Genomic DNA, 13,353 nt, shown 5'->3' with positions numbered 1-13,353 from the left:
TTAATAGCTCCTTTAAAAAATAAAAAACGAATGTTTCGCGTCATTCACTAGGAGTATTGCAATGGCAATGCCAACGCAAAAATAAAGCCTAAAGTATTGTTTTTAGGCCTTATTAAGCGATTTTATGACCAGGTTGTTGAAACTGTAAACAGGCGTTCAGTTTGGCAGTCGTAACAATTTCAGGGTGCTCTGTAGAAGTTACTAGGTGCAGTTTTTAAATCAGTGTTGTTTTACGCTTTTTGCAAAAGGGTTTCTGTTTCTATTGCGATCTCTTTCATTTTTATCGCATAGTTTTCAATTTTCTTTTCTTCGTCAGTCACAGCGGTATAAGAAGGTACTTCGATTGGGTAACCTGCTTCATCCATCGCAATAAAACTAATAACACAATGATTGGTTTCAACTAGGTTTTGTGTTTTTGGGTCACCGCAGCGGACTTGAATAAAGATTTGCATGCTGGTTTTACCTGTGTGAGCAATACTGGCTTTCACTTCGACAATTTGGCCAACCAAAATAGGGCGCTGAAACTTTACACCCGCTACTGAAACAGTAACGCAGTAATGACCACTCCAACCTGCAGCACAGGCGTATCCTGCTTGGTCAATCCACTTCATTACCACACCACCATGAACCTTACCGCCAAAATTTACATCGGTAGGTTCAGCTAAAAAACGAAAGGTTACACTTGAAGACGGCATATTTTACTCACTTTTAATCACGACTAATATCAGTTCACCTTTAACGTCTTAATCTGTAAAGGTAAACAGACCTTAAGCATAGCCTAAAAAAGGGGCCGAAGCCCCTGCAATTTAGGATGAATTTTAATTAAATGAGTAACGTTAGTTATTACATATTTGGGTAGTTTGGTCCGCCAGCTCCCTCAGGTGTTACCCAAGTAATGTTTTGACTTGGGTCTTTTATGTCACAGGTTTTACAGTGCACACAGTTTTGCGAATTAATCACAAACTGTTTTTCACCTTCGACTTCTTGTATTTCGTATACGCCAGCAGGGCAGTAGCGTTGCGCTGGTTCATCAAATTGCACCAAATTCACTGTAATTGGAATCGAGTTATCTTTTAGCTTTAAATGGCATGGTTGCGATTCTTCATGATTGGTATTTGATAAAAACACCGATGAAAGTTTATCGAAGCTTAGTTTGCCATCTGCTTTTGGGTAGTCGATTTTTTCGGCCTGAACAGCAGTAACTAAGGTGGCATGATCTGGCATGTTATCTTCAAAGTTAAACGGTAAGCTGCCACCAAATAGGTTTTGGTCTAGAGTGTTATAAGCACCCCCTAAGAACTTACCCAATTTGTGCATAACAGGGCCAAAGTTACGCGATTGATAGAGCTCTTTATACGCCCAGCTTTGTTCAAAGGCCGTTTTATATTCTGCTAAATCGGTATTTTCTTTTCCGTCGCTAAGGGCTGCTACAATCACATCAGCAGCGACCATGCCTGATTTCATTGCTGTATGGTTACCTTTGATCTTCGCAAAGTTTAATGTGCCGGCATCACAACCAACAAGTAAACCACCCGGGAAGTGCATTTTTGGTAATGAGCGCAGGCCACCTTTGGCAATGGCTCTTGCACCATAGGCTATACGCTCACCGCCTTCTAATACAGATTTAAAGACAGGGTGATGCTTCATACGTTGGAATTCATCAAACGGGCTTAAATGTGGGTTTGAGTAGTTAAGGTCAACAATTAAGCCTACGACCACTTGGTTGTTGTCGCTGTGATACATAAACGCACCACCACTGGTATCGCCGGTTAATGGCCAGCCTGTGCCATGTACAACGGTGCCTTCTTTATGTTTACTCGGGTCGATTTGCCATATTTCTTTGAACCCTAAACCGTAATGCTGTGGTGACGCATCTTTATCAAGGGCAAAGTGTTTGATTAACTCTTTACCTAAATGACCCCTGCAGCCTTCAGCAAATACTGTGTATTTTGCTCTAAGCTCCATACCCGGCATATAACCGTCTTTTTCGTTGCCGTCTTTATCAAGGCCCATATCGCCAGTGATAATGCCTTTTACTGTCTCGTCTTCAATGATTAAAGAATGCGCACTAAAGCCTGGGAATATTTCTACCCCTAAGTTTTCAGCTTGTTCAGCTAAAAAGCGACATACATTACCCATAGAAACAATGTAATTGCCCTCGTTATGGAATGTTTTAGGGCTCGCAAAGTGGGGGATGCTGGTGGCTTTTTCACTGTTATTAAACCAGTAAATATCATCTTGCGTTACTTTTGTAGTAACCGGAGCGCCTAATGACTGCCAATCGGGTAGTAATTCATCGAGTGCTTTGGTTTCAAAAACGGCACCAGATAAAATGTGCGCGCCCACCTCAGAGCCTTTTTCTACCACACAGATCATTAATTCTTGTTGTTTTTCTTGTGCTTGTTGAGCCAATCTAATCGCAGTTGATAAACCTGCTGGGCCTGCGCCTACGATGACTACATCAAATTCCATGGTTTCGCGTTCGACCATATAAACCTCTTCTCGGTGACGGACCTGCTGTAAAGAACCTTATTTCATACTTGCAAATGAAACGTTACAGGCTGTGAATACTTTAAGGTTATTTTAGGTTGACGTTTACGTCAACAGGAAGTAGTCTGAATTCATAAAATAAATAAGTTGACGCGAAGGTCAACTTTGAGAACATACAATTGATGGAGTCACGATGAAAGTCCTCGTTCCAATTAAAAGAGTAATTGACTACAACGTCAAAGCACGCGTTAAAGCCGATAAAACGGATGTTGATCTAGCTAATGTAAAAATGGCGATGAACCCGTTTTGTGAAATTGCAATTGAAGAAGCTATTCGTTTAAAAGAAGCAGGGACGGCCACTGAGGTTGTTGCTGTGACTATTGGTAATAAATCATCTCAAGAGCAATTACGTACGGCCTTAGCACTCGGTGCCGATAAAGCCATTCATATTGAAACAGAAGAAAAGCTCGAGTCTTTACATGTTGCTAAATTACTGAGCAAGATTGTAGAGCAAGAATCACCTGAGCTAGTTATTTTAGGTAAGCAATCGATTGACTCTGACAACAATCAAACCGGTCAAATGCTTGCTGCTTTAACAGGTCGTGGCCAAGGTACCTTTGCATCTAAAGTAGATGTACAAGCGGGTACAGTTAATGTTACGCGTGAAGTGGACGGTGGTTTACAAACAGTCGCTCTTAAACTACCTGCTATCGTAACGACAGATTTACGTTTAAATGAACCACGTTACGCTTCATTGCCAAATATTATGAAGGCAAAACGTAAACCACTTGATGTAATTGCTGCTGATAGCTTAGGTGTAGACCTTACGCCTCGCGTGCAGCTGGTTGAAGTAAACGAGCCAGAAAAACGCAGTGGTGGCATTATCGTTGAAGATGTTGCGACATTGGTAGAAAAGTTAAAAACAGAAGCGAAGGTGATCTAAATGAAAACATTAGTGATAGCTGAACACGACAAAGGTGTTCTAAAGCCTGAAACCAATAAAACGATTACTGCTGCTGTAAAACTAGGTTTTGATGTAGATTTACTACTTGCAGGCGAAAACTTATCTGCAATGAGTGAGCAAGCAGCATCTATTGCAGGTGTTAGCAGCGTCCTGATTGCTGATGATGCCGCTTACGCACATCAGCTTGCTGAAAACCTAGCGGATCTGGTTTTATCTTTAGCAGATAACTATTCACACATTGTCGCGAGCGCTACAACAACGGGTAAAAACTTTATGCCACGTGTTGCAGCACTTTTAGATGTTGCGCAAATCTCTGAAATCATCGATGTGATTGATGCTGATACATTTAAACGTCCTATTTATGCAGGTAATGCGATTGCCACAGTTAAATCTCTGGATAGCAAAAAAGTAATCACTGTTCGTGCTAGTAGCTTTGATATTGCATCAGAGCAAGCACCGGTAGCTGTAACAAGCGTTACAGGTAAAGGCTCTGTTGGTTTGAGTGAGTTTGTATCAGAAGAACAAACTGAATCAGAACGCCCAGAGCTGACTGCTGCACCTGTGGTTATTTCTGGTGGTCGTGGTATGCAAAATGGTGAAAACTTTGCGTTATTGAATGGTATTGCTGACAAACTAGGCGCAGCAATTGGTGCTTCACGCGCTGCTGTTGATGCGGGTTTTGTGCCAAACGATATGCAGGTTGGTCAAACCGGTAAAATTGTTGCCCCAGACTTATATATTGCTGTAGGTATCAGTGGTGCGATTCAACACTTAGCGGGTATGAAAGACTCTAAAGTGATTGTTGCCATCAACAAAGACCCTGATGCGCCAATTTTCCAAGTCGCTGACTATGGTTTAGTTGCTGATTTATTTGATGTGTTACCTGAGCTTGAAAGCGCTCTGTAATTCATAACGATTCTGGTTGTTAAAAGCTGTTCACCTTTTAGGTGCGCAGCTTTTTTTATGATAATTTAAAAACACGAGCTGGAAAGGACGTTATACATAAACCGTTTTTCAATAAACCGATAGTTTAGAAGTTTTCATGCTTGCTTCATCTAACCTTTCGGATATTGGCTAAAGGGATTTTACATTCTAAAATTAAACTATAACTTCATAATCCAGAATCACATTTCAATGTTATTTTAAGGCAAGAACCATGTTCAAAAACCTTTTATTTTTATGTTTTTTATTCTGTCCTTTACTAGCCTTTGCTGGCAGCAGTTTTAGGTTATCTGATGGAGATCTTGTACTTAAAGATATGAGCAAAATCGAAGTTTTAGATAAATTAGGCACTCCCTTACTCAAAGACGTGCAAAGTTTAGGTATTGATACAGGCGGTAATATAAAGCCAGGTCAAAAGGTAGAAACTTGGTCTTATAAGCTTAAAGGCTCAATTGGCGGTGAGTATTTAGTATCTATCACCTTTGAAGGAGATAGAGTTGTCGATATTACATCTGTACAAAAGAAAAACTAAAAAGCCGCTCGAGAGCGGCTTTTTATTTGCTAGGCGATACTGATTAGTATGTCGCGCTGCCTTTAGTACGAGGGAAGGCGATAACGTCACGAACGTTGCCCATACCTGTTACATAAGCAACTAAACGCTCAAAACCTAGACCAAAACCAGAGTGAGGTACAGTACCGTATTTACGTAGATCACGGTACCAGCTGTAGTCTTCTTTGTTTAAGCCCATTTCTTCTAAGCGCTTATCTAATACATCTAGTCGTTCTTCACGTTGAGAACCACCGATGATTTCACCAATACCTGGTGCAACTACGTCCATCGCTGCCACTGTTTTGCCGTCTTCGTTTTGACGCATGTAGAACGCTTTGATATCACGTGGGTAGTTTTTGATAACTACAGGCGCGTTAAAGTGTTCTTCAGCAAGGTAACGTTCGTGCTCAGATTGTAAATCCACACCCCATTCAACAGGGAACTCAAACTTTTTACCACATGCTTTTAAAATTTCGATAGCATCAGTGTAATCAACTTGTGCGAAATCTTTAGTCACGAATTCTTCTAAACGAGAGATAGCTGTTTTCTCAACACGTTGTGCAAAGAATTCCATATCATCACGACGCTCAGTTAATACTGCTTTGAAAACATATTTAAGCATGTTTTCAGCAAGTTTCGCGATGTCTTCTAAATCTGCGAATGCAACTTCAGGTTCAACCATCCAAAACTCAGCTAAGTGACGAGATGTATTTGAGTTTTCAGCACGGAAAGTAGGGCCAAAAGTATAGATTTTTGACATTGCCGATGCGTATGTCTCACCATTCAACTGGCCAGATACAGTTAAGAACGCTTCTTTACCGAAGAAATCTTCACTGTAGTCAATCTCACCTTTATCTGTACGCGGTAAGTTTTCCATATCTAAAGTTGATACACGGAACATCTCACCAGCGCCTTCACAGTCACTTGCAGTGATGATAGGTGTGCTGATCCAGTAGAAACCTTGCTCGTGATAAAAACGGTGAATCGCTTGAGCTAAACAGTTACGTACGCGTGTTACCGCGCCCATAATGTTAGTACGAGGGCGAAGGTGTGCGTGTTCACGTAAATACTCAATGCTATGACGTTTAGCCGACATAGGGTAGGTGTCTGGATTCTCAACCCAACCTAATACTTCAACAGAGTTAGCTTGAATTTCGAAAGACTGACCTTGACCCGCTGAAGGCACAAGAATACCCGTGACAGATACTGAACAACCAGCAGTTAAACGTGTTACTTCATCATAATTATTGAGTGAATTAGGTACTACCGCTTGAATAGGATCAAAACACGAACCGTCATGAACGGCTAAAAATGAAATTCCTGCTTTTGAATCGCGGCGTGTACGGATCCAGCCTTTTACTGTTACTTGGCTGTCAACCGCAACCTTGCCTTCTAATAGCTCTGAAATCGCTAAATGGCTCATCTTCACTCCAATGATATAAGTTGCCTAATATAATAATGCTGTGCATTGCACTTGAATCGACTATCTTACCTTCGTAAATCAAATAAAAAAACTATTCAGACATACTCTTTACTAGTTTTTCTTCAATTGAACAAAATAACAGCGGTTTTTTGCGTAAAATTCGTGATAATTTAATTTCTCACTGCGCTAATTGGTTATTTTGTGGCATTATTAACAATTCTCAACAGGATAACTGTCCTTTAGTTTTTATTTTTTATTGTATTACAGGTGCTATGAAACAAGTTTTTATTCTTCGCGGCTTACCCGGCTCGGGTAAATCATATTATGCGCAAAGCCTAGCTGATGAGTTAGTTGCTGGTAACGAAAGTGAGTATGTCGTTTGCGCAACAGATGATTATTTTTATAACAGCGAAGGTGTGTATCAATTTGATAAATACAAGCTTCCTGAGTATCACAACTTAAACCTTGCGCGGTTTATTAATGCTTTAGCAGAAGAAATCCCATTGGTAATTGTTGATAACACCAATATTAAAAAGTGGGAGTTTATCGCCTACGCGCAAGCAGCTACAGCCCTTGGTTATCAAGTAAAAGAAGTGATTGTTGGTGAAATTAAAGATAAATCATTGCAGCATCTTTATGCTAAACGTTGTGAACACAATGTTCCTTTACGAACCATAAGTAAAATGGCGTATATGTTTGAATGGTAAAGTATGAATAAGAAAGGAAGCATTGGCTTCCTTTTTTAATGTCTTGTTTACTAGCGCGTGTTTGGCATTGATGCTGCGTTATCGCCTATTTATGTGGAACAACCACACTACATAGGCTCTGCCTTGCCTAAATACCAAACACACTGCTGCAAAATTAATCACAAAGGGTCAACACGCCCTAATACGCCTGTTGATCAATAGCTGCGAATATAGCATCACATAACTTAGTTAGGCATTGCAGATCACTTATATAAGGTGGCATTAGGTAGATAAGTTTACCGAATGGACGGATCCACACTCCTTGCTCTATAAAAAAGCGTTGAATTTTTGCTACATCAACATTACGTTTTAGCTCTACAACACCAATTGCACCTAGGGTACGAACATCTGCTACGTCATCAAGTTGTTTGCATTTAGCAAGCTGCTCTGTGAGTACATGGTTAATATGTGCTATTTGTTCTTGCCAAGGTTGTTCGAGCAGTAAATCAATACTGGCGCAGGCAGTTGCGCATGCTAATGGATTACCCATAAAAGTAGGGCCATGCATAAGCACTCCGGCTTCACCTTCACTAATACCAATAGCAACTTTGCTGGTGGTTAAGGTTGCAGAAAGTGTCATCATGCCACCCGTTAATGCTTTACCAATACACAAAATGTCTGGTTCTATGTCGGCGTGCTCAACAGCAAACAAGGTACCTGTGCGGCCAAAGCCTGTGGCGATTTCATCACAAATAAGTAAAACATCATACTTATCGCAAAGTATGCGTAGATGTTTTAAGTAATCGGGATGGTAAAAATTCATACCCCCAGCATTTTGCACAATGGGTTCAATTATAAATGCCGCAACGTGTTGGTGGTGAGCTGCAAAGTAGTTTTCTAGGTTTTCAGCCTCTGTAGAACTAAACTCACCGTTAAACTTAGCACTTGGAGCAGGAACAAAAACATGCTCAGGTAAAAAACCAGAGTACATACTGTGCATTGAATTTACAGGGTCGCAGACACTCATAGCAGCAAAGGTGTCACCATGATAGCCCTTAAGCGGCGTCATTAGTTTTTGTTTACCAGTATGTCCTTTACTCAGCCAGTATTGAAGAGCCATTTTTATTGCTACTTCAACACTGACAGAACCGCTGTCGGCTAAGAACACTTTTTCAAGTGAGGGTGGCGTCATACTAACGAGCTTTTTACACAGTTCAACAGCGGGCTGATGTGTTAGGCCACCGAACATAACATGGCTCATTTTGTTTAGTTGTGTGGCTATTGCTTCATTTAAAACCGGATGGCAATAACCATGAATAGCACTCCACCAAGATGCCATTCCGTCAATTAATACTTCACCCGTTTCTAAAAAAATGCGGTTAGCACGAGCATGACTTACCGGATAAACAGGCAAAGGATTAGTCATTGATGTATAAGGGTGCCAAATATGTTCGCGGTCAAAATTTAGATCGGTAGATTGTTTTTTGTTCATATGTAAACTTTAGTAGCCTCCTGTTCGTTGACAATGTTACGTCAACTCGTAGACTTAGCCAATCATACCGTCCCATTAATTTAAGAAAAGAGACTATTATGGAGCACGCTGTTGTCCGTCACGATTGGACCCACCAAGAAGTAAAAGCATTATTCGAAATGCCGTTCAATGATTTATTATTCAAAGCGGCCAGTGTTCATCGTGAAAACTTCAACCCAAATGAAGTACAAATTTCTACTTTATTATCGATTAAAACGGGTGCTTGCCCAGAAGACTGTAAATATTGTCCTCAGTCTGGTCATTATAAAACGGATTTAGAGCGTGAACGCCTAATGGAAGTTGAAAAAGTGGTAGAGCAAGCACGTGCAGCTAAAGAAAAGGGTGCAACGCGCTTTTGTATGGGGGCCGCTTGGTCTGATCCAAAAGATCGCGACATGCCATATATCGAGAAAATGGTAAAAGAAGTCAAAGAGTTAGGGCTTGAAACCTGTATGACCCTTGGCATGCTTGATAATGAAAAAGCCCATGCATTAAAAGACGCGGGTCTTGATTACTACAACCATAACCTTGATACATCACCAGAATATTATCAACAGATTATTACTACTCGTACTTACCAAGACCGATTAAACACCATAGATAACGTGCGTGATGCTGGCATGAAAGTGTGTTCAGGCGGTATTGTTGGTATGGGCGAGCAGGCAGCTGATCGTTTTGGTTTATTAATGCAATTAGCTAATTTGCCGCAACAGCCTGAAAGTGTGCCAATCAATATGTTGGTGAAGGTAAAAGGTACGCCACTTGAAGATGTTGAAGATTTAGATCATTTTGAGTTTATTCGTACCATTGCTGTAGCACGTATTATGATGCCAAAAAGCTATGTCCGTTTATCTGCTGGTCGCACGGCGATGAATGAACAAATGCAATCAATGTGTTTCTTTGCTGGTGCTAATTCAATTTTCTACGGTGATAAACTACTGACTACAGAAAACCCAGAAGCAGATGCTGACATGATGCTGATTAAAAAATTAGGCATGAACCCAGAAAGGCGTGAAGATTATTCTGATGAAGCAGTAGAGGCATCACTTTCATCAAAAGTTGCTGATAAAGCAACATCAGAACTATTTTACGAAGCGTAATATTTAAATGGCTTTTGATTTTATTGCCGAGCATCTTCTTAAGCGAGAAGCTGATGCATTACTGAGAAAGCGTCAGCTTGTTGAGCAAGCAAGCGGGCGCTATATAGAAGTTGCTGGTAAAAAGTATTTAAATTTTGCCAGTAATGACTACCTTGGCTTTGCTGATGATTTTATTGAAATACAAGCGCAGCAGCTAGGTAGCCACAGTTCTGCGCTAGTGAATGGTTATAATAAACCACAGCAACAGCTTGAACAGCGTTTATGCGAGTTATTAGGCTTTGAAAGCGCCATGTTATTTAATAGCGGATTTAGTGCTAATAGCAGTGTATTAAAAGCGTTGTTTCAAGATAAAAGCGTGGCGCAATCATCGGCAATCTTCCAAGATAAGCTTAATCATGCCAGCTTAATTGATGGCGGCCTTCATTCTTGTGCTGCTATGGTGCGGTTTAATCATAACGACCTTAAGCATTTAGAATCTCGGTTACAAAAATCAAAGGCAAAGCATAAGCTCATAGTAAGCGAGGGGGTATTTTCGATGGATGGCGATCAAGCCCCCATTGAAGCACTCTGTAAACTCGCTAAACAATACAATGCCTGGCTGATGATTGACGACGCCCATGGCTTTGGCGTATTGGGTGAGCAAGGTTTAGGCAGTTGTGAGGCAATCAAGCCTGATTTACTGATCATCACCTTTGGCAAGGCACTGGCAAGTAGTGGTGCTTGCCTGCTTGCATCAAAGCAAATGATTGATTACATGCTGCAGTTTAATCGTGAATACATTTATTCAACAGCAATGTCTCCGCTGATGGCTAGTTGTACTCTTGAACGACTCGAAAAGTTACTAAAAGCAGATAAGAGACGCTCTCAGCTTACAGATAATATTGCCTACTTTAGAGCGCTTGCCAAAGAGCATAACTTAGCATTAATGGAATCAACAACGGCTATTCAGCCTTTGGTATTGGGCGATGCAGAACACACGCTTGCCGTTGCTAATAAGCTTAAAGAAAAAGGCGTGTGGTTAACCGCTATTAGACCGCCCACGGTGCCTTTTAATACGGCACGACTTAGGGTAACCCTAAGTAGCGCGCATCAAGCTGACGATATAAAAAAACTGGTTGATTCGCTAGTGGAGTGTTTATGAGTGTTCAACTGCAAGTACCTTTAAGCTTTCAGGACAGTAATAAGCTAACAACACAAACTAAGTTCTCTAAAGCGGCTGCAAATTACGCGAGCCATGCTAATGTTCAAAAACAAGCGGCTGCGCACTTATTTAAAATGATGGCAAGTAAACATCAGCAGGGTACTTGCCTTGATCTAGGGGCTGGGCCTTTAGTTAACACGGCAATGCTTAAAACACATTTTGATACTGTATTGGCAATGGATTTAAGTCATTCCATGCTAAGCACAGAGCAAAACCCGCGTTGTTTAAAAGTATGTGCTGATATGGATAACCTACCGCTACAGCAAAACTCCCTTGATTGTGTGTTTAGTAATTTTGCAATGCAATGGTCTGCTGATTTAGAGGCACTACTTAAAAATCTTTTTTCCGCATTAAAAGCGGGCGGTAAGCTTTATTTAAGCTGCGTGGTAGATGGATCGCTCAAAGAGATCAAACAGGCTTTTGCTTGTTTAGACGAGCAAAACCATATTAATCAGTTTCATTGTGCTAGTCACATTATTGAGTATGCAAAATTGGCGGGGTTTAAACTGAATTTTGCAGCCGATAGATGTTATATAGACGCCTATAAGTCTCCCTTAGAAGCACTGCGCTCGATAAAAGCGATTGGTGCTACCTCATTGCAAACTAAGCAAAAGCGCCATGGGTTATTAACAAGGCAGGCACTTAATAGTGTTTGTAAGGCATACCCTCTGGTTGATGGGCATGCTAGAGTGAGCTATCAAGTTGTCCTTTTAGAACTAGAAAAATAGAATTAACTCAAAAATGAAAGAATTTTTTATTACAGGTACAGACACCGATGCCGGAAAAACCCATGTCACCAGTTTATTATTAAACTTACTAGCGCAACATAAACAGCGTGCGGTTGGTTTTAAACCCATTGCCGCAGGTGCAGAAGAAGCGTTTGGGCAACTAGTTAATGATGATGCATTAACCTTAATGGAAAGCTCATCAATTGGGGTTAAATATAACATTGTTAACCCCTTTACCTATGAGCCACCCATTGCACCACATATTGCTGCAGCCCAAGTAGGCGACAGGCTGACATTTGATAAGCTTGATGCTGCTTATGCGAACGTAAAAGCACTCAATACCGATTATATTCTTACAGAAGGTGCAGGTGGTTGGTGTTTACCTATCAACGAAACCGATTTACTCTGTGATTGGGTTAAATCACAAAATCTTAATGTAATTTTAGTGGTTGGCATGAAACTAGGTTGCCTAAATCACGCATTACTGACAGCAGCTCATTTTAAAGCGCTCGGTGTAAATTGTGTGGGTTGGATTGCAAATCATGTAGATCCAAATATGCGTGAACAAGACGCCAATTTAGAAACCTTAAAATCAGCATTACCTTTCCCGCTTTTAGCGATTAGTCCTTATACAGATGGCACCCCTAAATTAAAAATTTACAAAACCTTACTTGAAATTTTATCTATTAACCCATAATAATTGAGTTGTTACTTTTGACATACTCTGTCACAATTGGTTGCAATTAGTTCCTTGCAACCAATTGCATTAGCCCTAAACTAAGTTGGTAGTACGCCCAGATAATTTTATTAACTAACGATTTTTAACCATGTCGTTAGTTAATACAATTGGTATGTTTATTCTGAGGTTTTTATGAAGCGTGTATTTTTGTTTCTACTAACTAACTTAGCGGTAATGCTAGTGTTAGGTATTGTGTTGTCTATTGTGATGAGCGTACTGGGTATTAGCCATCGCAGTTTAGGCGGCATTTTAGTTATTTCAACCGTATTTGGTTTTGGTGGCTCGTTTATTTCGTTATTTATGTCGAAATGGATGGCAAAAAAATCAACCGGTGCACATGTTATTGAACAGCCTCGTTCTGAAACAGAGCAATGGTTAGTTTCTACGGTAGCAGCGCAAGCGAAAAAAGCAGGTATCGCGATGCCAGAAGTGGCTATTTACGATAGCCCTGAAATGAACGCATTTGCGACAGGCCCAAGTAAGAACAACTCGCTGGTGGCTGTGAGCACAGGTTTATTACACAACATGAACCAAGATCAAGCCGAGGCGGTATTGGCACATGAGGTGTCTCATATTGCAAATGGTGACATGGTTACGCTTACTCTTATTCAAGGTGTAGTGAATACCTTTGTTATCTTTATAGCGAAAGTATTAGCAGGTATTGTTGATAACTTCTTAAATAGTGATGAAGAAGAGGGTGGTAGTAGCTGGACTTACTTCTTATTCGATATGATTTTCCAAATGTTATTTGGTGTTCTAGCGAGTATGATAGTTGCTTACTATAGCCGTAAACGCGAGTTCTCTGCGGATGCGGGTGCAGCTAAGCTAGTAGGTGCAGATAAAATGCGAAGCGCCCTTGAGCGTTTAAAACAAAACCACCCATCACAACTAGAAGGTTCAATGATGGCGTTTGGTATTGCAAGCGGTAAAGGTGTTGCTGAGTTATTTTCATCGCACCCACCACTTGATGAGCGTATTAACGCATTACGCTAATTTTAA

General features: G+C 40.7%; 13 protein-coding genes. 9 read left to right on the top strand and 4 right to left on the bottom strand.

What is annotated here, in order from left to right; genetic code table 11:
• Window positions 1-230 precede the first annotated feature (230 nt).
• The gene (locus tag L1267_RS03860; protein ID WP_054561436.1) at window positions 231-695 is read right to left on the bottom strand and encodes an acyl-CoA thioesterase; all 465 of its coding nucleotides are present in this window, start codon (window positions 693-695) and stop codon (window positions 231-233) included.
• Window positions 696-843: 148 nt separating this feature from the next.
• Window positions 844-2,490, bottom strand: a complete 1,647-nt coding sequence (locus L1267_RS03855; RefSeq protein WP_235382156.1) for an electron transfer flavoprotein-ubiquinone oxidoreductase — start codon at window positions 2,488-2,490, stop codon at window positions 844-846.
• Window positions 2,491-2,683: 193 nt separating this feature from the next.
• Here L1267_RS03855 and L1267_RS03850 point away from each other — a divergent pair, with 193 nt between their 5' ends.
• The 3 genes from L1267_RS03850 (at window position 2,684) to L1267_RS03840 (ending at window position 4,928) form a co-directional block, all read left to right on the top strand.
• Window positions 2,684-3,433, top strand: a complete 750-nt coding sequence (locus L1267_RS03850) for an electron transfer flavoprotein subunit beta/FixA family protein (RefSeq protein WP_119851781.1) — start codon at window positions 2,684-2,686, stop codon at window positions 3,431-3,433.
• The gene (locus L1267_RS03845) at window positions 3,434-4,360 is read left to right on the top strand and encodes an electron transfer flavoprotein subunit alpha/FixB family protein (protein ID WP_235382155.1); all 927 of its coding nucleotides are present in this window, start codon (window positions 3,434-3,436) and stop codon (window positions 4,358-4,360) included. It abuts the gene before it with no gap.
• Between the two features lie 250 nt (window positions 4,361-4,610).
• On the top strand, window positions 4,611-4,928 hold the full coding sequence (locus L1267_RS03840; RefSeq protein WP_138556921.1) for a DUF2845 domain-containing protein: 318 nt from the start codon (window positions 4,611-4,613) through the stop codon (window positions 4,926-4,928).
• A gap of 43 nt (window positions 4,929-4,971) precedes the next feature.
• Here the strand turns inward: L1267_RS03840 and asnS are convergent, their stop codons facing one another.
• Window positions 4,972-6,369, bottom strand: a complete 1,398-nt coding sequence (asnS, locus tag L1267_RS03835) for an asparagine--tRNA ligase (protein ID WP_135924437.1) — start codon at window positions 6,367-6,369, stop codon at window positions 4,972-4,974.
• A 272-nt stretch (window positions 6,370-6,641) separates the two neighbouring features.
• On the opposite strand from asnS, the gene L1267_RS03830 reads away from it, so the two are divergent.
• On the top strand, window positions 6,642-7,076 hold the full coding sequence (locus tag L1267_RS03830) for an AAA family ATPase (protein ID WP_135924440.1): 435 nt from the start codon (window positions 6,642-6,644) through the stop codon (window positions 7,074-7,076).
• 178 nt (window positions 7,077-7,254) lie between these two features.
• Here L1267_RS03830 and bioA read toward each other — a convergent pair whose 3' ends face one another.
• Window positions 7,255-8,547: an adenosylmethionine--8-amino-7-oxononanoate transaminase gene (gene bioA / locus L1267_RS03825; protein WP_235382154.1), complete on the bottom strand. Its 1,293-nt coding sequence runs from the start codon at window positions 8,545-8,547 to the stop codon at window positions 7,255-7,257.
• Between the two features lie 98 nt (window positions 8,548-8,645).
• Between bioA and bioB the strand changes: the two genes are divergently transcribed.
• The 5 genes from bioB (at window position 8,646) to htpX (ending at window position 13,347) form a co-directional block, all read left to right on the top strand.
• Window positions 8,646-9,686, top strand: a complete 1,041-nt coding sequence (gene bioB, locus L1267_RS03820; protein WP_135924446.1) for a biotin synthase BioB — start codon at window positions 8,646-8,648, stop codon at window positions 9,684-9,686.
• 7 nt (window positions 9,687-9,693) lie between these two features.
• Window positions 9,694-10,827 carry an aminotransferase class I/II-fold pyridoxal phosphate-dependent enzyme gene (locus L1267_RS03815; protein ID WP_235382153.1) on the top strand — a complete coding sequence of 378 codons (1,134 nt, stop codon included), beginning with the start codon at window positions 9,694-9,696 and terminating at the stop codon, window positions 10,825-10,827.
• On the top strand, window positions 10,824-11,615 hold the full coding sequence (locus tag L1267_RS03810; protein ID WP_235382152.1) for a methyltransferase domain-containing protein: 792 nt from the start codon (window positions 10,824-10,826) through the stop codon (window positions 11,613-11,615). The genes L1267_RS03815 and L1267_RS03810 overlap by 4 nt, the downstream gene beginning before the upstream one ends.
• 13 nt (window positions 11,616-11,628) lie before the next feature.
• The gene (gene bioD, locus L1267_RS03805) at window positions 11,629-12,312 is read left to right on the top strand and encodes a dethiobiotin synthase (RefSeq protein WP_235382151.1); all 684 of its coding nucleotides are present in this window, start codon (window positions 11,629-11,631) and stop codon (window positions 12,310-12,312) included.
• A 174-nt stretch (window positions 12,313-12,486) separates the two neighbouring features.
• Window positions 12,487-13,347 (top strand): protease HtpX, encoded by an 861-nt coding sequence (gene htpX / locus L1267_RS03800; protein ID WP_135924457.1) that lies wholly within the window; start codon window positions 12,487-12,489, stop codon window positions 13,345-13,347.
• Window positions 13,348-13,353: the final 6 nt, after the last annotated feature.

The sequence above is a fragment of the Pseudoalteromonas sp. OFAV1 genome, from assembly GCF_021532595.1.
In the GTDB taxonomy this organism is placed as follows: Bacteria; Pseudomonadota; Gammaproteobacteria; order Enterobacterales; family Alteromonadaceae; genus Pseudoalteromonas; species Pseudoalteromonas lipolytica_C.
The sequence above is the reverse complement of the archived record's forward strand: the minus strand, read 5'-3'. Positions and strand labels throughout refer to the sequence as shown.